The organism is Aquimarina mytili, assembly GCF_016735115.1.
Lineage (GTDB): Bacteria > Bacteroidota > Bacteroidia > Flavobacteriales > Flavobacteriaceae > Aquimarina > Aquimarina mytili.
Genome location: NZ_JAERQJ010000001.1, coordinates 693,731 through 715,000 on the forward strand (window position 1 = coordinate 693,731; position 21,270 = coordinate 715,000).

At 35.7% G+C, this 21,270-nt stretch carries 11 protein-coding genes, 2 tRNA genes and 2 rRNA genes (1 of these 15 running past the window's edge); 9 read left to right on the top strand and 6 right to left on the bottom strand.

The window, feature by feature from the left end:
• Position 1: 1 nt before the first annotated feature.
• Both JJQ60_RS03060 and JJQ60_RS03065 read right to left on the bottom strand, forming a co-directional pair.
• Positions 2-466, bottom strand: a complete 465-nt coding sequence (locus JJQ60_RS03060) for a DUF1573 domain-containing protein (RefSeq protein ID WP_201916505.1) — start codon at positions 464-466, stop codon at positions 2-4.
• 144 nt (positions 467-610) lie between these two features.
• Positions 611-1,666, bottom strand: coding sequence for a response regulator transcription factor (locus tag JJQ60_RS03065; RefSeq protein ID WP_201916507.1), 1,056 nt, complete (start codon positions 1,664-1,666; stop codon positions 611-613).
• 107 nt (positions 1,667-1,773) lie between these two features.
• Here JJQ60_RS03065 and JJQ60_RS03070 point away from each other — a divergent pair, with 107 nt between their 5' ends.
• The 3 genes from JJQ60_RS03070 to JJQ60_RS03080 all read left to right on the top strand — a co-directional run bounded on the left by JJQ60_RS03070 (position 1,774) and on the right by JJQ60_RS03080 (position 3,305).
• Positions 1,774-1,932, top strand: a complete 159-nt coding sequence (locus JJQ60_RS03070; protein ID WP_201916509.1) for a YqaE/Pmp3 family membrane protein — start codon at positions 1,774-1,776, stop codon at positions 1,930-1,932.
• Positions 1,933-1,987: 55 nt separating this feature from the next.
• Positions 1,988-2,704: a lipoyl(octanoyl) transferase LipB gene (gene lipB, locus JJQ60_RS03075; RefSeq protein ID WP_201916511.1), complete on the top strand. Its 717-nt coding sequence runs from the start codon at positions 1,988-1,990 to the stop codon at positions 2,702-2,704.
• A 79-nt stretch (positions 2,705-2,783) separates the two neighbouring features.
• Positions 2,784-3,305 (top strand): hypothetical protein, encoded by a 522-nt coding sequence (locus JJQ60_RS03080; RefSeq protein WP_201916513.1) that lies wholly within the window; start codon positions 2,784-2,786, stop codon positions 3,303-3,305.
• A gap of 60 nt (positions 3,306-3,365) precedes the next feature.
• On the opposite strand, the gene JJQ60_RS03085 is transcribed toward JJQ60_RS03080, so the two are convergent.
• From JJQ60_RS03085 to JJQ60_RS03100, 4 genes are all read right to left on the bottom strand, one after another.
• Positions 3,366-7,013, bottom strand: a complete 3,648-nt coding sequence (locus JJQ60_RS03085; protein WP_201916515.1) for a reprolysin-like metallopeptidase — start codon at positions 7,011-7,013, stop codon at positions 3,366-3,368.
• Between the two features lie 227 nt (positions 7,014-7,240).
• Positions 7,241-8,563: a M12 family metallopeptidase gene (locus JJQ60_RS03090; RefSeq protein WP_201916517.1), complete on the bottom strand. Its 1,323-nt coding sequence runs from the start codon at positions 8,561-8,563 to the stop codon at positions 7,241-7,243.
• A gap of 389 nt (positions 8,564-8,952) precedes the next feature.
• Positions 8,953-11,424 carry a ribonuclease HII gene (locus JJQ60_RS03095; protein WP_201916519.1) on the bottom strand — a complete coding sequence of 824 codons (2,472 nt, stop codon included), beginning with the start codon at positions 11,422-11,424 and terminating at the stop codon, positions 8,953-8,955.
• Positions 11,425-11,568: 144 nt separating this feature from the next.
• Positions 11,569-12,171 (bottom strand): ribonuclease HII, encoded by a 603-nt coding sequence (locus JJQ60_RS03100; RefSeq protein ID WP_201916521.1) that lies wholly within the window; start codon positions 12,169-12,171, stop codon positions 11,569-11,571.
• A 728-nt stretch (positions 12,172-12,899) separates the two neighbouring features.
• Here JJQ60_RS03100 and JJQ60_RS03105 point away from each other — a divergent pair.
• From JJQ60_RS03105 to JJQ60_RS03130, 6 genes are all read left to right on the top strand, one after another.
• Positions 12,900-14,912, top strand: coding sequence for a putative porin (locus JJQ60_RS03105; RefSeq protein ID WP_201916523.1), 2,013 nt, complete (start codon positions 12,900-12,902; stop codon positions 14,910-14,912).
• Positions 14,913-15,079: 167 nt separating this feature from the next.
• Complete coding sequence (locus JJQ60_RS03110; RefSeq protein WP_201916525.1) at positions 15,080-17,377, top strand: FdhF/YdeP family oxidoreductase; 2,298 nt, start codon at positions 15,080-15,082, stop codon at positions 17,375-17,377.
• Between the two features lie 881 nt (positions 17,378-18,258).
• A 16S ribosomal RNA gene (locus tag JJQ60_RS03115) occupies positions 18,259-19,784 on the top strand.
• A 171-nt stretch (positions 19,785-19,955) separates the two neighbouring features.
• A tRNA-Ile gene (locus tag JJQ60_RS03120) sits at positions 19,956-20,029 on the top strand.
• Between the two features lie 173 nt (positions 20,030-20,202).
• Positions 20,203-20,276: transfer RNA gene (locus JJQ60_RS03125), tRNA-Ala, on the top strand.
• Positions 20,277-20,488: 212 nt separating this feature from the next.
• Positions 20,489-21,270 (top strand): 23S ribosomal RNA (locus JJQ60_RS03130) (it continues 2,038 nt past the right edge of the window).
• Together the 16S and 23S rRNA genes with 2 tRNA genes alongside form the textbook arrangement of a ribosomal RNA operon.

The window sequence follows — 21,270 nt, forward strand, 5'->3', positions numbered from 1 at the left end:
GTTACGCTTTTACTTTATTTTTGGGTGTAACCATTGCTTTAATTTTAAGAATCTCTTTACCTTTTTTGGTGTTCGTAGTGATTGTAACTTGCTTATTTTGCATATTAGGCTTTCCGTTAGAATTGAACGAAACGAGCAAGGTTCCCGATGCACCTGGTGCAATAGGTTCTTTAGGCCATTCTGGAACGGTGCAACCGCAGCTACCTTTTGCACTAACTATTAATAATGGTGTTTTACCAGTGTTGGTAAAAGTAAAGGAGTGTTCTACAATATCTCCTTCGTTAATGACTCCAAAATCATGATCTGTTATAGAGAATGTCATTATAGGAAGCTCTGTACTCTTAGCATCTCGTTTTGCAGCAATCTCTACGTTCTCGGTTTTTATTTTTTGAGTTGCGTCGTTCTTACACGATACTATTGTCATTAAAAAAGCTCCTGCTACTGTAATTAAAATACCTGTTTTCATTGATTTGATTTTTTAGATTATTAAAATTTAGTCTATAGATCACTCAATTCGAATGACCGGTATCAAAATTGAAATTTTAACCGCAAAAAAACGCTGAGAAGAGGTTTGAAATAGGGACTAGACCCGGGGGTGGATTTTTATTTTCTATTTGATATATAGCGATTTAACTTCGTTTCTAGACGTTGTTCCTAGTTTTTTGTAAAGATTATTGATATGTGTTTTTACTGTGCTGACACTTACAAACATTGAAGAAGCAATCTCTTTATTGGTTTTATCTTCGAGGATGAGAGCTAGTATTTTTTGTTCCTGTTGGGTGAGTTTTGTTTCTGAAATCCAAATGGGTTTTCTTTTTCTTTTCTGGAGTATCCATTGCAAAATATTAAGAAGCACAGAAATCAGCAATAACATTAATATGATCCATAACCATGGTTGTTTTTGGGTTGCCTCGGGATCAAGTAAAAATTTATCTGAGGCCAATTCGATTTCATACTGTTTAGTATATGTACTATTGGGATATTTCTCTTGTAGTCTTTCTAAGAGTTGATCGTAGTAGTTGTTGGTTTTAAGGTCTTCTAGGTAGTGATTATATAAATCATTCGTTTTATTCGATAAGAATGCGTATATGTATAATTCTACTAGGGGTTCATTAAGGTTTTTTCCAAATTGTTGCAAAACATTCAGCCATCTATTAGAGTTTATTTTTCGATTGGCCTTACTGCGATAATTTCCAAATGCAAAACGCATTTCGTCAATAATTGAATCAATTTTGATAAAACCATTGTTTTTTTCATTGCTTGAAACGATTTTGCAAAACATTTCTTTATCAAATGAAAATGGAAACGAAAGTGAATCCCTATTGTTTGCTATAAAAAGTAATTCTTTGCTGTCAGAACAAAATCCGTTTAAATGCGCTTTGTTTTCGTGGGCTTTAGAGCAATTATCAACATGGATTCTATATATATGATTATTAGAAGGAAGGTGATCCCCAGAAAACGTAAAATATCCGGTAGAATCTGGAGTTGCTTTTTGAATAATCTGCTCGGGATAAATTCCTGAAATTTTCCTGTAATCTTCAACAAGTGATAAATAGACATCTTCTGGCCAGTTTGTTTTATCTACATATCCAGAAAAATGATGTTGTGCAAAGCCTCCAAACGGGAGTGTAAAAAAGATGCTATATACTATGGATAATAATTTCATACTCAAAAAGAAACAAGAAATATAAAGATTAATTTAATAAAACTGTAACAGAATAATAAGTTAGGCTACCAATAAGTATAACGTTTTAATTTATTTTTATCAGATTTATGAGTTTTTGGAGAGTTTTACTTGCTATTTTTTTTCCGCCATTATCAATACTTGATAAAGGCTGTGGTTCTGTACTTATAGTGTTATTATTAACTATCTGTGGATGGGTTCCCGGGGTAATAGCAGCTTTGGTCATATTAAATAATCCAGAGAAATAAAATTTCAAAATAAATCTAACAAAGAATCTATTATGTTCATTGTATATTTGTATCGATGAATAAGAAGATCGAAATACAAGAATTAGGACATAAGGACTACAAAGAAACCTGGGAGTATCAGGAAAAATTATTCAAAGAAATTTTAGATATAAAAGTCAAAAACCGACGAGAAGATGCTGGGTTAGCAACACCTAATTATTTTCTTTTTGTTGAACATCCACATGTATATACCTTGGGTAAAAGTGGAGATATGAGTAATCTTTTGTTGTCTGAAGATCAATTAAAAGAAAAAGGGGCCACTTTTTATAAAATAAACCGAGGAGGTGATATCACCTATCATGGCCCTGGTCAGATTGTAGGGTATCCTATTCTTGATCTTGATAATTTCTTTACCGATATTCATAAGTATCTTCGCTTTCTCGAAGAAATGGTTATTCTTACGTTGGCCGAGTATGGTATAAGTGCTACGAGAAGCGATGGCGAAACAGGGGTTTGGTTAGATGTAGGTACTCCGTTTGCGCGTAAAATTTGCGCTATGGGTGTACGAGCTAGTCGTTGGGTTACTATGCATGGTTTTGCGTTAAATATCAATGCAGATTTAGGCTATTTTGACAATATAATACCTTGTGGAATTAAAGGAAAAGCAGTGACGTCGTTAAATGTTGAGCTTGGTGTTGAAACTGTAAATATAGATGAGGTAAAAGAAAAATTATTGAAGCATTTTAAAGTGCTTTTTGAAGCCGAACTTAGCAAACAAAAAACAGAAGCTTAGTATTTCTAATACTAAAAAAGAAATTCTTAGGTTTTAATTTCATAACCTTCCATTTTTTTGGAGTTAGTGATCTATATAGATGAAATTATATACCTTTTTGATTCCGCTCATGCTCATACATGCATGTAAAACTACTTCTTCACCAGGATCAGCGATTATTTCAGATATTCAAAACATTGATTTGTGTCCTGAAGCTGGAAAATGCGATGTCAGAATTCATAAAAATTCTTCTCTAACCCTTAAAAAAGATATAACGGATAGTTATTATCCTGTAATTGAAACAGGAAATAACATTATTATCGTATTCGAATTTTCAAAAAAAGGTCCAGAAGGCACAGCTGATGGGGATTATTCAGAAACTATACATTTTGAGGTTAATGAAAATGTTGAGAGTTTGCATATAAAAAACGAACAACTATCTCAGGTGAATATGCTTTTCGGAAAACAATGTTTTTGTAGAGGTGAGGCTGGATATTATAAAGTTAAACGTGGAAACCTTATATTTCGAAAATCGGAAAATGAAATCACTATTGATCTGTCATTTCAATTAGATAAGGTTACACACCGTGTTACAAAGATTAAGGAAAAAATTAAGTTATAAAAAACTAGCGATACATTGAAAAGATGCATCGCTAGTTGATTAGTTTATAATTTGCGATTATTATTCTTTAATAAATCGCATTGATTTGTATTTATCTCCTCCACCTGGATTAAGATTTAGAATATACATACCCTTTTGTAATGCGCTCGTATTTATTGTCTTATGAGTTATTTTACCTCTCATTACAGTTTGTCCAAGCAAATTAACAATTTCATATGGAGTATCTTTTTTAGAAATGGTAACCGTTAACAATTCATCATTCCCAACTGGATTAGGTGAAATAGAGATTCGTAACGGTTCTGTAGTGGTAACACTTTCAATTACTATCCCTTTAGTAGAAGTTCCAATGGTAAAAGTTGTGGTTTCAGAAGAGCCAAATGCACCCCCTGAAGCTATAGTAGTACCTCCAGATACAAGAGAATAAGATCCATTACCATATCCGCAACACATTCCGTCGCCATAACTATCATTAAGCGTAAAAGTATACGTTCCAGGATCTAAACATTCTGTAATCGTTAATGTTGATCCATCCGGTTGAGAACCATATGTTCCTCCAGATGCAATCACTTGGTTGCTGCTATCAATAATCTGCCAGCTTGTTTCTTGTGGGTAATCATCAAAATTAAGAGTTAATACAACATCTGTACATGTAGATGGTCCGCCTGATCTACTAAGACGCAGATTGTCTATTGCCATATCTCCTTGCCACGTACTACCAGTAAAACCATTAAAGCGTAGTTGTACAGAAGTACCTGCATACGCACTTAAATCAATGTTTGCAGATTGCCAGGAGTTTCCTTGGTTTCCAGATTTCGACCAAATTGCGGCCCAGGTATTACCATTATCTGTGCTAGCTTCTAGTGCAAGGCTTCCCATGTTTGCAGCACCATACATATGATATTGAAATGTAAAACTAGCAGTAGTAGCAGTACTTAGATCAAAACATGGAGAGTTTAGAATAGCTCTTTTTGATGGGAAATTTGGTCTAGAAGATTCCATATACGCATAATATGTTCCTTGTGCAGCACTAGAGGGTCCTGTATTTCTAGATGGGGTTCCGTTAGCGTCTATCGTCCAATCAAAATCATTTGTCGAATCTTGTGTCCATGATCCAAATGTATTTTCAAACCCTTCTGTATACGGGAACGAAGAAATCCCTCCAATACACGTATCACCTCCAGAGGGTTCAGTGGTAATATTAACAACATTACTGGCATTTGATTCATTACCAGCAGCATCTTCAGCTCTAACACTAAAACTATAATTAGTATTTGGAGATAATCCAGTAACTTGGTATGAAGTGTTTGTTGTAGTTGCGATCACATTGGTGCCTTGATATACATCATACCCAGTAACCCCTACATTATCTGTAGACGCATTCCAGTTAAGGTCAGCCGTAGTTTGTGTAACATTAGAAGCTACTAATCCATTTGGAGCGGTCGGTGCTTGAGTATCTGTTTGAGATAATGTAGTCGCATTGGCAGTATTACTAAAATCAGACTCATTACCGGCAGCATCTTTAGCTTTTACTCTAAAACTATACGCTGTATTTGGTGTTAACCCAGTAACTTGGTAAGAGGTTGTTGTTACTGTTGTAATTATAGCATTTCCCTGATAGATGTCATACCCTGTAACTCCTACGTTATCTGTAGAAGCATTCCAATTAAGGTCGATTGTTGATTGAGTGATGTTCGAAGTCGCTAAGCTACCAGGTTCAGTTGGCGCTTGCGTATCTCCACCGGTACCAGGAGTAATTTCGAAGTTTGTATTAGAGATGTCATAAAAAATATGACCAGATCCTCTAACCATAATTCTGTTTTGAGTACCTACTGCATTGGGTACGGTAATGTTTTGAGCACCGTCATTGGTTACTGCCGATACTATTGTAATAGGATATGTATCTCCTCCATCGGTAGATAATAATATGTCTACATTAGCTGCATTAACGCCATTGCCGGTGGTTCCGGCAACATTCCATGTTACTGTTTGTGTTGATCCCGCCGCCCAGCTAACATTTGTGTTAGGTGCATTTACAACAAAAGGTCCTGCAGCACCCGCAACTGTAATTCTTGTATTATCACTAGCAGTACTAGCGCCACCAGATGCATTATCTCTAACAGTTAATCTAAAATTCATAGTTCTGCTTACAGATGGAACAACCTCCCAGGTAGAAGCAGTTTGACCTGCTTTAACCGTTGATAATGCAGGCATATATCTGTCAGGTGATGATGTTGGAGTTAATGATCTAAACGCTGGTCCTCCAGTTGAAGTAGAAGATGGTGGCATTGTTGCAGGTTGCGTGTCCATTTGTTCCCAGCAATATGTAAGTGAATCTCCTGAATTGGCATCTGATCCAACACCTTTCAAAACAAATGGTGTTGATGCTGGAATCGTAAAATCTTGTCCAGCATTAGCCGTAGGAGCAGAGTTACCTGTATTGCTTTGGGCACCGCATCGGCTATTTCCTTGAGAAATATTCTGCCACATTTCCTGGATACTTATAGCGTGAAAATAAGCGTCGCTATTATTTTGAACATTTGGAGAACAGATACCCGCATATCCCATTATGGTAGATGCACTACCTGGTTCTACAGATGCACTGGATCTTTGACAGCTATTATTTTGAGTGTGATTTCCTCCGTATTGATGTCCCATCTCGTGAGCAACATAATCTACATCATACGAGTCTCCAATTGGCCGACCGCTTCCGGTAATTCCTCTAGCTTTAGAATTTGTACAAGGAGACCTAAGTTGTGCCAATCCACCCCCTCCAGTACTAAAAGCATGACCTATATCATAATTATTACGACCTATAAATTGGTCACAAACTGTTTGACTTTCATTAATCAAAGCACCAGCATTACTATTGCTAAGGTTGTCTGTATTAGGATTTAAAAAGATGATATCTGTATTGTTATTTACGAGGACCATAGTTAAAGCTAAATCTCTTTCAAAAATGCCATTAACTCGAGTCATTGTTATATTAACAGCAGAAAGTACAGCTTCTTTTTTTACTTGATCCGAAGCTCCAGAACTGATCCCTTGATTGTTTAAGTGAAATTGAGAATACTCTCCTGTACAAGCAATAGCAAGTCTGAATGTTCTTAATTTACCATCGTTTGCATTTCTTATCGCGGGAAGTTGTTGTTCAGAAAAATTGGATTTAAAATTATCTTCAACCAGACATTCAAAAGTATCTGGATTAGCGGGTAAATCCGCTTTTGAATAACAAATATAGCTTCCTTTATCTTTTGTATATGGGTCGATATAAATAGTTTTATGGTTTCCCGAAGTTATCATGGCGTGGAGACCGATTTTTGATACACTAAATCTGGCAACCGCCGTAGGATCATCAATCCCATAACCAACAAAGGATTTGATACTTGGAAATTGTCTTGCAAGGTCTTCTTCCATAATGGAAGCCTCCAGGATTCTAAATTTTTTCAATACACCATTAGCCGTAGGAAGCTCCATGATAACACTAGAGCTTTTTTGCTGAGCTCTAGAAGGAGTGTTATTTAAAATAGAAGTTAATGCTGTAGTGTTTAAGTCAAATAATTGATATTTATTCGGAGTAGTTTTTCTAAATTCTTTCTCTTTGTCTTGAGATTTACTGAGAGACATGGGGCTCCATAGTTGGGCATGTATACTCATGCTCACCAGTAAAAAAGTGAGCATTAGTATTTTGTTTAAAATACTTGTTTTCATAATTGAGTTTGTGTTTGTAAGTTTATATCATAAACTTAACAACTCCTTATGTCACAGTTTAGTGTCAATAAAACAATGTTTAACACCAAATGTTAAAACTCTTAATAAAATGTTAATGTAATTATTATAAGCAGTTCTTTAAAAAAAGCCTTTTAGTATGTGTGAAAAAGTAGCGATATAAAAAAAGCCGCTACATGAGCGGCCTTTTTTTGAATTGAGTTACTTTATTATTTAACCATATATTGTAAAGAAGCACCCGGACGTCCTACATATCCTACGCCAGTAAATTTGTATCTAAGAATAAGACATAAAGCTTTTCTGGCTTCAGCTTCGCTGTTTCCAAAATCAAATATCCAATGGTTACCATCGACAATTTTCCATCTTCCTCCAATTTTTTGTACGTCGATATTACCGGGATCAAATCTAATAATATCTTCACTAGCAACGGGTTGTACATTAGAAGCACTATTGCCTACCAACTGATATTTAAATGAAGGGTTTGGACGTTTTACAAAACAGGATTTTGTGAATCCATAACGTTGTACGATATAAATAATCCTCTTGGCTTCAGTATAGTTAGGTGCCGAGAAAACATAATGACTACCATCGGCAATAGAGTAGGTACCTAGAGAATTTCTAACTACCCTAAGGTTATTTGGGTTGAAAGGAATACAATCTTGCGTACCACAAGGTTTGTATGGGTACATTTTTGAAGCTCCTATTCGATCCCCCCATGATAATGCATTTCTTTGTACAGAATATGTGCTACCATTCTTTTTGGTGATTGTAGGTTTTCCATTTTTCGAAAATGCATATGGACCATACATCATAATGCTTCCAAAATCTAATGTGCTGGTATATTCTGTTCCATCCATACCACGCTGAATATAGGTTTTGAAATTATGAGATTTACCAGATTCAATATTACCAAAATTGATAGTTACATAGTTATTTCTATCTTTTCTACTTTGCTCATGCCATAAACCAATTGCATGTCCTATCTCGTGAATCGTGTTTCCAGTAGAACATCCATTAGCTAAATTGATATTTTGTTTACCTCCTGTGCGTCCTACGGCTGATGAGCATCCAGATCCTTTTCTGAAATTCACATAGGCCGTTTGGTTGGTACGCTTTACAAATCTCAAATTACTATACTCTTCCCAGTGAGCAATGGCATTATATACCCTCGCTTTGTTAGGAAGACTGTTTTCTATAGTATAGTATACAGTACAATTTGGCCAGAATTTTTTTGTTCTACCGGTACTTTTTTGATTTAGATCATCGGGAGATAATATAATATCGCCTTCAAAAATATAATGATCTCCAAAATCTTCTACCGTTGCTGTCCCACCTAGAAATGAGACATCAATGAGTTCTCCTGTTTTTTCGGGATATGCTTTTTCTGTGATATCACTTTTAATATCGACTACAGGCTGTAAAGCCTCTTCGGCTGTAATTTCTTTTTCCTTTTCGCAACTTGTAAATGCAAGTGACAGCCCCATCAGCATAGTGGTGATTAATGTTTTAGGTTTTAAGAATTTGTTTTTCATAATCGTGTAGTTTTAGTTTTGCCTACTCTTTTTGTAATCGGGTTTTTCGGCATATCACCCCATCGAATCGATTCAAAGTTTTTGGTATATAAGGTTCACAATACAAGAACCTTGTACAGATCTATTGATCGCTATGTTAAAAGGGATTGAATATTTTCTTTGGGGAAGAAAAATTATTTGGGAGTATCCTAGTGTACTTATTGTTGAAGATTTCTAAACAGGGAATGATAAAATATCAGAAACCTTAATACAGTTTGTAATGCATTTTTGATAATACTGGTGCAATATTAAAAGGTTTGTGGTGTAATAAAAAGGGGTAAACCCCTAATTTTGAAAGGAGTTTGAACTGTTATTTTTTATGTATAAACCTTATTGTAAGGGGTTTACGGTTAATTGATTTGATAAATCAGAATGCTGTTATCTTCTCCTTGAACTACGAATTCTAAGTTAGGATCTTTATCCATATTACCTAAACTTAGTACAGAGTTTCCGTATACTGGGAAATTTGGAAATAATTCAGCATTACTATCATACAGATATACTTTTTTGGCCTGAATATCTGTTACAGTAATGTATATTTTATTGTTTATGTAATAAAGTTTGGGTTCTGTATACACGCCAAAATCCAATTCTAGAGTTCTACCTTTTATAGAAAGTTTATTTTCTGATAAAGTAACTAAAGTTTTATTAGTGGTTACGATTCGGTTATTTTCATCCAACTTCAGATTTTGAGTTACAGCGTTGCCATCTTCTTGAACTTGGATTAATTTTCCGTCTTTGGTAGTTGATGTAAACTTATCCTGGTATTGATACCATTCATTTTTCGAAAAGTTAACATTGTTTTTTACAGTTACTCTATCCCTACCTAATCGATCTATGATGTTTAGTTTTCCACTTTTTTCTGGCAACAAGATGTAGTCCTTCGTTCCTATTCTTATATGCTTAGGTGGTAAAGTAATATCAGTTTCAGTTCCTTTAAATCCAAAACCGGTTACAATTTCACCCTCAGCATTAAGCATTTTTAATTGATTCCCTTGAGTAATTACGATACGGTATCGCTTACTCTTATCATAATCAAACAAGGCTAGAGGTTGAGTAATGGTATTGTTGAATTTTTTCGGATAAGGAGTAACATCTTTGCCATCTCGATCTACCAGATATAAGGTGTTTGCCGTATTGAACAATAATTGGTATCTGCCATTTTTGTAGATGTCTATTTGTTGTATGTCTCCTAATATTTCACCATCAATTTGTTTTTTCCAGAAAATGGATCCTTTATCAGAGATTAAATACAGGTTGTTTTCGATATCCTGTATCGCAATATCCATTCCTTTGGTTCTATGATTTTTTACCAAAATAGGTTTGTTTAACACTTTATTTTCAAGTGTGGTTGAAGCAACTTGCGTTACTGAAGTTGCACTACCCTTGGTAAGACTTTTTTGTAGCACGCCGTGTATGTGAGCAAAATCATTTTCTTTTATTACCTGAAGTATGGCCGCTTGATACCCTTTATAATGTAAACTATCCCATTGTGATGTGTATTTTTCCTGGGTGTTTTTAGAAATATATTCTTTGAGGTTCTTGATGTTACCTACAATTAAAATAGAAGATTCATCTGATAAATCCTTGATTGTATTTTTGTAGTATTCTTGTTGGTTCAGTAATGTTTGATTCAGGATATTGGCAATAATATCTCTAAGTACATTTCTTGATGATCCAAAAACAATAAATTCATTGTGCACAAAATAGAAAGATGCATCAATATCTTTTATTAGTGGAGTTAGAATTTGTGAAAAAGATAAAGGACTGTCATATTTATATATAGGGGTGTTTCTATATGTTTCTATTTTGTTCTCTCCTAAACTTTTAATGGCAGTTTCCGGATCTAAAGAATTTAAAGCCAATACATTTTCTTTCTCTAAAAAAATCATTCCTATTTCCGAAACTCCAGATAATATTTCATCGAGATTATCAGGAACATCTTCTAATTCACGCTCCTGTGCTTCAGATAAGTTCTTTTTAAGGGTTTCAAAATCATCATAAGTAAATGAGATAAATCCTTTTGAACTAATAGGAGTAACTTTTGCAATTCTATTTTCTTGTGGTATAGTACTATCAAAAATGCCAATGGTGCTCGAAAGTGAATCTTTCTCTATCGCAATACCATCTAAATAGATTGCATTTTGTTCTACAGTAGCATCTAATGATGACCATCCACTAAAATTATGAAGATCTTTTAATTCATTTTTCGGTAAAAAAGAATCATGAATGTTTTTTAACTTTTTTCCATTTATTAGTAAAGATATAGTATTGTCAAGACCAGAAACGTCATATGCTTTTTGCAAATCTTTGTCTATCGGAAGTGGATTGGCATTTACTCTAATCGCATTTTCAATTAAGATCTGAGAAGAAGAAGCAATAAGGATGCTGTCTTGTTGTGTAGCAAAAAAGGAAGACCCTTTAGATGAGATTTTATAAATAGTTTTTTCAGAATAATTTATCGTTTCAATTTGTTTTGTGTTTAACGAGTCAGTTTGGATAAGAGAAGGATCAAATTTTGAAATATACGTGTATTCGAAACTGTTTTTTCCCAGAGGCGAAAAACACAACAAACCTTCAGGTTGTTTTGTTTCATTGATAACGGTTAGATTCTTAAAGTAATCAAATAATTGTATATGATCATTGTTTTTAATAATACCATTGTCTCTTAATTTGCTTTTTGCTCCTTCAAGATCATTAATTTTTATAATGATTTGCGAATCTCTGGGGATATAATCGATTAAAGTATTAGGTTTTTCTTTGATGTCGTCACAAGAAATAGCAATAAAAACTAAAAAAATTGCAATTATTTTTTTCATCATCTGAATGCCTTTTGCGTTGCTGTATTTAATCGTATTAGTTAAAGATTTGGGTCTTATGGTTTGCAAAATATAAAGTCTTATTTAATGATCGAAATATATTTCGAATATATTTGTTTATTTATCTCTTCGGCTTCAAATATATAACTATTTCAGATCTAGTGTAAGTTGTTCAGGAAGTAATCTAAAGCTTTTCCGATGATATTTGGTGATACCATATTTACGAATAGCATCTCTGTGCTCCGCTGTAGGGTACCCTTTGTTTTTTTTCCAATTATACATCGGGAACTCCTCATGAATCTTTTCCATAAACTCATCTCTATAGGTTTTTGCTAAAACTGATGCAGCTGCTATATTCAAATATTTTCCGTCCCCTTTTATAACGCATGTATGTGGTATATTATGATATGGTTTAAATTTGTTTCCGTCTACAATAATATGCTCGGGCTGCGGTTTTAACTGTTCAATTGCTCTTTGCATGGCAAGGATAGAAGCGTTTAGGATATTAATCTTGTCAATTTCTTCCATAAAAATATGTGTAACACCATAGGATATAGAACAGTCTTCTAGTAGAGGTTTAAGAGATTTTCTTTTGGTTTCACTAAGTTGTTTGGAGTCATTTAAGATTTTGTTACTAAAATCATCAGGAAGAATAATAGCTGCTGCCGTAACAGGACCAGCAAGGCAACCTCGTCCGGCTTCGTCTGTGCCGCACTCGATAAGGTCAGGGTTTAATTTTAATGTAAGCATTATACGAATATACGTTATGGATATAATTTCGGAAAACTATTTTTAGGAATAGACACTATTGATACCAAAAAAATAGTATTTAAAAATTATCCGATATAAAAAATAAGACAAACCCAAGTCAATATATTTCTTTAATAACCCTGATTTACTATTCCTGTAAAATAAAATGTATTTCCTACATAATCATGTATAACTCCTGCATAAAAAATATAACTCCTGCATATAATTTTTATATTCCTGCATAATAAAAAAATATTCCTGTATATATATTTAATACTCCTGTATTGCAGGAATATTATAATTAAATGCAGGAAATCAATAGTATGCTACAGGAAAATAATAAAATAATACAGGAACAATAAGATTGTATGCAGGATCATAAATTTAAGAGCAGGAATAACAAATTTATATACAGGAAATTTTTATACACTAAAAGCCTGTTTTTTTAACTGTTCATATACGTGTTTTTGTGTATTCCTTGATAATCCTACTGTTTGGTTCAAAGCTTTAATAGGCTTAGTATGACTTTCAAGAATGATATAGAAGATTAAAAAGTCACACTTGATATATTTTCTCGTTATTTAGGTATAAAAAATAACCATATTGATGTTTTCTGTCGTAAAGAAGAAAAGTTTAACCGATTCAAAAGGATAAAGTATTTTAAACAAACAATCAAGGTCATTTACTTTCGCTAAAAAAGTATATTTTTGCCACAGTTTTGTATGCTAATGAGAAAAAACTTAATAATTATAATTGCGCTTCTGTTTGTCTCTGTGATTTTTGCCCAGGATAGAAACCCTCAAGAAATCAATCAGAACAATCCTACATTGAGTAGAGAAGATGATCAGAAATCTAAGAAGTCTTTGAGAGAAATAGCTGCAGAAGCTAAGAAAGATAAAGAAAAGAAACCTCCTGTTACAGAATATAAGATTATCAACATAGAAAATGATACAACGTATTTAGATACAACACTAACTATTCAAAAAGATTATAAGTTTAATTATTTGCGAAGAGATGATTTTGAGTTGCTGCCTATTCATAATGTTGGACAAACCTATAATAGTCTAGCTAAACGCGAAGAGAAAGCACACTTATTACCGCTTTTCGGAGCAAGAGCTCGCCATTTCAATTTTATGGAAGCTGAGGATATCAACTATTATCAGGTTCCGACACCGCTTACCGAACTGTATTTTAAAACTACCTTTGAACAAGGACAACAGTTAGATGCTTTTTTTACCGTAAATACGTCGCCCAGAATTAATCTTTCTATTGCATATAAAGGAGTACGTTCTTTAGGTAAATATCAACATGCATTAACAAGTACAGGTAACTTTAGAGCTACACTTACGTATTTTACCAAAAACAAACGATACAAAATGAAATCACATTTTGTATCTCAAGATTTACTCAATGAAGAAAATGGAGGTCTATCTGAAGAAGGGATTGATCAATATTTAGGAAGAGGGCAGTTTGTTGCAGATGAAGATGAGTTTGTAGATAGGGGAGCGATATCTGTTAATTTTGAAGATGCAGAGAGTGAACTGCTGGGAAAAAGGTTTTATTTAGATCATCAATTTGCATTGATTAAAAAAACAGATAGTACCGATACAGGAGTATCGATTGGACATATTATGGATCTTACGGATAAAAGATTTAAGTATGATCAAACGGCCATAGCTCCAGATAATCTTTTAGGAGAAGCTTATGTGTCGGGAGCCATTGCAGACAATGTGGCTCTAGAGGATTTTAGTAACCAAGTATTTATTGATGTTGTCAATACATGGTTAGGACGTTTAAAAATTATTGGTGGTAGTACTAACTATAACTACGGTTACAATACCTTATTATCTCAAGTTAATGATGCTGGTGTGCAAACTAACATAACAAATCGTATCAAGGGAGATGTATATTCCGTTGGAGGAGAGTACTACAATAACTATAAAGGGTTTTCTTTGTTTGCTGATGGTATGTCTTTGGTTTCGGGAGATTTTACAGGTAATTATTTTAACGCAGGAGCAGGATTTAGTTTGTATGATAAATACGAAGCACAAGTAAAAATCAGTGCTAATTCCGTCGCACCAAATTATAATTTTCTCTTATATCAAAGTGATTATATTAATTACAATTGGCAAAATGATTTTTCTAATACAGAAACTCAAAAAGTTCAGGTCAATATCAAAGCAAAAAAAATAGCCGAGATAGAAGCTAGTTATTCTAGTATTGATAATTATACATTTTTTCAAAAAGATGTCAATGATGTTATCACGCCCGTTCAATTTGGACAAACGATTGATTTGTTAAAGGTGAAGCTGACTCAAGGAATCAAATTCTGGAAATTAGGACTCGATAATACGGTAATGTATCAAAATGTGCAGGGCGGGGAACAGGTGTATAATGTACCGGAGATCATTACAAGAAACAGCCTCTATTTCCAAGATCATTTTTTTAAGAAAAATGCGCTGTTTATGCAAGCTGGTGTAACGTTAAAATACTTTACAGCGTATAATGGAGATGCGTATGATCCTGTGCTTTCAGAGTTTTATGTGCAAAATGATGAAGAAATAGGAGGGTTTCCCCAGTTTGATATATTTTTTAACGCCAAAGTTAGACAAACACGTATCTTTTTTAAAGTAGAAAATATTGGAGAGGCTTTTAGTCAAAACCAAGAGTTTTCGGCTCCAGGTTATGCTACTCGCGATGCCGTACTGCGTTTTGGTTTGGTGTGGAACTTCTTCTTATAGGGCACCCGGGCGGGCTATCCGTTTCAATTCCTCACTATTTTGGTTAAATTCCTGATGTTATACAAGGTTTATGTTGTGGGATTTCCACTACTATCCCTGGTGCAAATACTAAATAAAATTCAACATTTAGATGTACCTTTGATACCCTTCATGATTACCTTATACGAATGAGCAATATCAAAAAAAGAAATATATCGGTTCTAGGGCCAGAAGATTTTACAGGTATTACCCTTAAAAAACCGGCAGACTATGCAGCGGGGTTGCCAGCTGTTAAAGTGGCGATTAAGCACGCATTTAAAGAAATGGGAGTGGTAAAATCTGTGCGTACCCTTTCTCAAATGAATCAAAAAAATGGATTCGATTGTCCGGGTTGTGCATGGCCAGACCCCGAAAAACCGTCAAAGTTAGGTGAGTATTGCGAGAATGGAGTAAAAGCAATAGCCGAAGAAGCAACAAATAGCAAGGTGGATAGAGAGTTCTTTGCAAAACATTCTGTTGAAGAATTATCCAGATGGTCAGATTATCAAATTGGAAAAAGTGGGCGATTAATAGAGCCAATGATTTTAAAACCTGATAGTATCTACTATGAGCCAATTGCATGGCAACAGGCTTATCAATTAATCGCTGATGAGCTGCATAAACTCAAATCACCTGATGAAGCAATATTTTATACATCTGGTAGATCTAGTAATGAGGCGGCATTTCTATATGGATTATTCGTTAGAGCCTTCGGTACCAATAATATGCCAGATTGTTCTAATATGTGCCACGAGTCCAGTGGTGTGGCATTAAATGAAACACTCGGTATTGGTAAGGGTTCTGTTAAACTCGAAGATTTTGATCTTGCCCAAGTGGTGGTGGTAATGGGGCAAAACCCGGGGACTAATCACCCCAGAATGTTATCCGCATTGCAAAAATGTAAAGAAAACGGTGGTAAGATTATTAGTATAAATCCTCTTGAAGAAGCAGGTTTGATTAGATTCAAAAACCCACAAGAGGTAAAAGGAGTATTAGCATCCGGGACATCGTTAACTGATGTGCATTTACAGGTTAAAATAAATCAAGATGTTCCACTTTTAAAATTGATCATAAAACGACTAGCAACATTAGATCAAGAAAAACAAGATGTTTTTGATCATGATTTTATAGCGAAATATACTAATGGTTATAAAGAAGTAGTAAGAGATTTAGATCAGTATTCAGAAGAAGAGCTACTAAAACTATCGGGTGTTGATGCCAAAAGGATTGATGAAGCGGTACAGCTATTGGCAAATAATGATAAAATTATTATTTGTTGGGCTATGGGGTTGACACAACATAAAAATGGTGTTGAAAACATAAAAGAGTGTGTCAATTTATTATTACTCAAAGGGAGTTTAGGAAAACCTGGAGCAGGAACCTGTCCGGTACGTGGTCATAGTAATGTGCAAGGTGATCGAACAGTCGGTATTATGCATCATGTTTCTCCAGCATTAAATACATCTATAGAGAATACTTTTGGTTTTGCTCCTCCAAATAAAGAAGGATTAGATACAGTGCATGCAATAAAAGCAATGTATGATAAAAAAGCCAAAGTGTTTATTGCTTTAGGAGGCAACTTCTTATCTGCTGCTTCAGATACCGAGTATACAGGTCGGGCGCTTCAAAATTGCGATTTAACAGTTAATGTAAGTACCAAACTTAATAGAACACATCTGGTAACGGGTAAAACAGCATTAATTTTACCTACATTAGGACGTTCCGAAATGGATGTGAAAAATGGTAGTCATAGGTTCTTTACAGTAGAAAACAGTATGGGTAAGGTGCACCAATCTAAAGGACTGTTAAAACCAGCTTCAGAACATTTGAAAAGCGAACCGGAAATTATTGGAGAGATTGCTGAGACTTATTTTAAAGGAAGTCATTCTGTACCATGGAAAAGCTTAAGTCAGGATTATGATTTAATAAGACAAAAAATTGAACACGTGATAAAGGGGTTTAATGATATAAATAATAGGTCGAAAGGATCAGGTTTTTATCTTCCTAATAATGTAAGAGATTTAGACTTCAGTAAACTTCCAGACCAAAAGGCACAATTTAGTCTTTGTGATTTACCAAAGCATAATACCAAAGAAAATGAGTTTATATTAATGACGATTAGATCTCACGATCAATTTAATACTACAATTTATGGATTAGATGATCGGTACAGAGGAGTATATAATGAAAGAAGAGTAGTATTTATGAATTTGAAAGACATGAAAAAATACTCTTTAAAGAAACTGGATGTTGTAAATCTCATTAGCATCTATGATGATACAAAAAGAAAAGCTAATAATTTTTTAGTGATACCTTATAATATACCAGAAGGTAATTTAGCTTCATACTTCCCTGAAACTAATGTTTTGGTACCGTATAACCATTTTGCAGATAAAAGTCATACGCCGATTAGTAAATCTATTATTGTTCAAGTCGAGAAAGCATAAGTGCGATTAAAGTTTTTTTCTAATTTTAAGTCATGGTGTATCAGTTAGTTGTAAAAAGGTTTAAAAAAAGATTGTAAAAGGTGTTGTTGGTTTATAAAAAGGTGTTATGTTTGCACCCGCAAAAAGGGGGTTCTTTTTGCGAGTTCATTGAGGATTTTGGGGCTTTATTTTTTCTGGGAAACTTTTTTTCAAATTATTTCAAAAAAGTTTTGGTGGTTAAAAAAGGGGTTGTATATTTGCACCCGCTTTGAGAGATAAGCGAAGTTCATAGGGTAAAAAATTAGATTGGATTGGGGTTAAGCGATTAACTTTTTAGGGTTCGATTCCTTAGGTAATAACGAGTAGTTTGAGTCACTATTAGTAGTGGTGATTTCGGCTAAGAAAGTTCATAGACATATTGATTGACAGCGCGTATTAACTATATTAGTATAGTTATTACATTAAGAATAAGAAACTAGAGACATCAANTTTGCACGCTCAAAATCAAAACAGATTTTGCTAAGTTCATTAAGGTTTTATATTGGATTTCACGAGTAAAAAAACTTTTTTTCAAATTATTTCAAAAAAGTTTTGGTGGTTAAAAAAGGGGTTGTATATTTGCACCCGCTTTGAGAGATAAGCGAAGTTCATAGGATAAAAAATTAGATTGGATTGGGGTTAAGCGATTAACTTTTTAGGGTTCGATTCCTTAGGTAAAAACGAGTAGTTTGAGTCACTATTAGTAGTGGTGATTTCGGCTAAGAAAGTTCATAGACATATTGATTGACAGCGCGTATTAACTATATTAGTATAGTTATTACATTAAGAATAAGAAACTAGAGACATCAAAGAGATACGATTATAATTCCGTTGTATTGTTTTCGAATAATATTTAAGAACAAACGATGAAGAGTTTGATCCTGGCTCAGGATGAACGCTAGCGGCAGGCTTAACACATGCAAGTCGAGGGGTAACAGGAGATTGCTTGCAATCTTGCTGACGACCGGCGCACGGGTGCGTAACGCGTATAGAACCTACCTTTTACTGGAGAATAGCCCAGAGAAATTTGGATTAATGCTCCATAGTATCAATTAACGGCATCGTTGATTGATTAAAGATTTATTGGTAAAAGATGGCTATGCGTTCTATTAGCTAGTTGGTATGGTAACGGCATACCAAGGCTACGATAGATAGGGGTCCTGAGAGGGAGATCCCCCACACTGGTACTGAGACACGGACCAGACTCCTACGGGAGGCAGCAGTGAGGAATATTGGACAATGGAGGCAACTCTGATCCAGCCATGCCGCGTGTAGGAAGACTGCCCTATGGGTTGTAAACTACTTTTATAGAGGAAGAAACCCCGGTATGTATACCGGTCTGACGGTACTCTACGAATAAGGATCGGCTAACTCCGTGCCAGCAGCCGCGGTAATACGGAGGATCCAAGCGTTATCCGGAATCATTGGGTTTAAAGGGTCCGTAGGCGGGTTTGTAAGTCAGTGGTGAAAGTTTTCGGCTCAACCGGAAAATTGCCATTGATACTGCAAGTCTTGAATTATTGTGAAGTGGTTAGAATGTGTAGTGTAGCGGTGAAATGCATAGATATTACACAGAATACCGATTGCGAAGGCAGATCACTAACAATTAATTGACGCTAAGGGACGAAAGCGTGGGTAGCGAACAGGATTAGATACCCTGGTAGTCCACGCCGTAAACGATGGTTACTAGCTGTTCGTCTTTCGGGATGAGTGGCTAAGCGAAAGTGATAAGTAACCCACCTGGGGAGTACGTTCGCAAGAATGAAACTCAAAGGAATTGACGGGGGCCCGCACAAGCGGTGGAGCATGTGGTTTAATTCGATGATACGCGAGGAACCTTACCAGGGCTTAAATGTAGTCTGACAGCTTTAGAGATAGAGTTTTCTTCGGACAGATTACAAGGTGCTGCATGGTTGTCGTCAGCTCGTGCCGTGAGGTGTCAGGTTAAGTCCTATAACGAGCGCAACCCCTGTTGTTAGTTGCCAGCGAGTAATGTCGGGAACTCTAGCAAGACTGCCGGTGCAAACCGCGAGGAAGGTGGGGATGACGTCAAATCATCACGGCCCTTACGTCCTGGGCCACACACGTGCTACAATGGTAGGTACAGAGAGCAGCCACTTGGTGACAAGGAGCGAATCTATAAAGCCTATCACAGTTCGGATCGGAGTCTGCAACTCGACTCCGTGAAGCTGGAATCGCTAGTAATCGGATATCAGCCATGATCCGGTGAATACGTTCCCGGGCCTTGTACACACCGCCCGTCAAGCCATGGAAGCTGGGGGTACCTGAAGTCCGTCACCGTAAGGAGCGGCCTAGGGTAAAACTGGTAACTGGGGCTAAGTCGTAACAAGGTAGCCGTACCGGAAGGTGCGGCTGGAACACCTCCTTTCTAGAGATAGATGATACGATGGAATGTATCTTGTATTGAAGTTTTTAGTTTTTTAGCTGTCGATTAATTTTATTTAGTATTGAGTACGTAGTATTGAGTATTGAGTATAAAGATTATAGAGTTTTTTTACTACTCACTACTAATTACTATATACTAACTACTAGAAAAGACAGTCTCATAGCTCAGCTGGTTAGAGCGCTACACTGATAATGTAGAGGTCGGCAGTTCGAGTCTGCCTGAGACTACAAGTCGAAAGACAGACGAGAAGTTTATCCTGAGTTTATCGAAGGGAGTCTGCCTGAGACTACAGGTTTACGATTGTAGATTTGAGATTTTAAAGTTCATTTAAAATACTAAAGGAAATTTTAGAAGTTGTGCTACTGTCAACTATAAACTGGCAACTGCCAACTTTATTGACGGGGAATTAGCTCAGCTGGCTAGAGCGCCTGCCTTGCACGCAGGAGGTCACCGGTTCGACTCCGGTATTCTCCACAGGGCAATGCCTTGAGATATTAATTTCAAGAGCTATTGCAGGGAGTAGTTACTGATTTTAGGTCAGTTGCGACTCGCCATAACGTTCATTGACATATTGATTTAAAAATACGAGCACATATTAATAATATGTGATAAAAAAAGAGCGATATAATAACTTAGTTACTTTGTTATTATATCGAGAGTTAAAAAGAGCAAGTTAAAGCAAAGACACATAAGCTAATTAAGGGCGTATGGGGAATGCCTAGGCTCTCAGAGGCGATGAAGGACGTGATAAGCTGCGAAAAGCTGCGGGGACTGGCACATACAGATTGATCCGCAGATATCCGAATGGGGCAACCCACTATATTGAAGATATAGTATCCTTTCGAGGAGGCGAACCCGGAGAACTGAAACATCTAAGTACCCGGAGGAGAAGAAAACAAAAGTGATTCCGTTAGTAGTGGCGAGCGAACGCGGACTAGCCCAAACCTGTAATGTTACGGCATTGCGGGGGTTGTAGGACTACGATATGAATTGTGTAATGAATTAGAATCCTTTGGAAAGAGGAGCCATAGACAGTGATAGCCTGGTATAAGTAAAGATCATTAATTCTAGTAGTATCCTGAGTAGTGCGGGGCACGTGTAACCCTGTATGAATTTGGCGGGACCATCCGTTAAGGCTAAATACTCCTGAGAGACCGATAGTGAACCAGTACCGTGAGGGAAAGGTGAAAAGAACCCTGAATAAGGGAGTGAAATAGATCCTGAAACCATACGCTTACAAGCGGTCGGAGCCCATTAGGGTGACGGCGTGCCTTTTGCATAATGAGCCTACGAGTTACTTTTACTAGCGAGGTTAAGTTGTTCAGCAACGGATCCGTAGCGAAAGCGAGTCTGAATAGGGCGATTGAGTTAGTAGTAGTAGACGCGAAACCGTGTGATCTACCCTTGGGCAGGTTGAAGCTTTGTTAACCCAAAGTGGAGGACCGAACCCGTTGACGTTGAAAAGTCT

Excerpts from the sequence above, each read along its gene's own strand:
- JJQ60_RS03060 (WP_201916505.1), bottom strand. The coding sequence starts at position 466 with ATGAAAACAGGTATTTTAATTACAGTAGCAGGAGCTTTTTTAATGACA.
- JJQ60_RS03065 (WP_201916507.1), bottom strand. The coding sequence starts at position 1,666 with ATGAAATTATTATCCATAGTATATAGCATCTTTTTTACACTCCCGTTT.
- JJQ60_RS03070 (WP_201916509.1), top strand. The coding sequence starts at position 1,774 with ATGAGTTTTTGGAGAGTTTTACTTGCTATTTTTTTTCCGCCATTATCA.
- lipB (WP_201916511.1), top strand. The coding sequence starts at position 1,988 with ATGAATAAGAAGATCGAAATACAAGAATTAGGACATAAGGACTACAAA.
- JJQ60_RS03080 (WP_201916513.1), top strand. The coding sequence starts at position 2,784 with ATGAAATTATATACCTTTTTGATTCCGCTCATGCTCATACATGCATGT.
- JJQ60_RS03085 (WP_201916515.1), bottom strand. The coding sequence starts at position 7,013 with ATGAAAACAAGTATTTTAAACAAAATACTAATGCTCACTTTTTTACTG.
- JJQ60_RS03090 (WP_201916517.1), bottom strand. The coding sequence starts at position 8,563 with ATGAAAAACAAATTCTTAAAACCTAAAACATTAATCACCACTATGCTG.
- JJQ60_RS03095 (WP_201916519.1), bottom strand. The coding sequence starts at position 11,424 with ATGATGAAAAAAATAATTGCAATTTTTTTAGTTTTTATTGCTATTTCT.
- JJQ60_RS03100 (WP_201916521.1), bottom strand. The coding sequence starts at position 12,171 with ATGCTTACATTAAAATTAAACCCTGACCTTATCGAGTGCGGCACAGAC.
- JJQ60_RS03105 (WP_201916523.1), top strand. The coding sequence starts at position 12,900 with ATGAGAAAAAACTTAATAATTATAATTGCGCTTCTGTTTGTCTCTGTG.
- JJQ60_RS03110 (WP_201916525.1), top strand. The coding sequence starts at position 15,080 with ATGAGCAATATCAAAAAAAGAAATATATCGGTTCTAGGGCCAGAAGAT.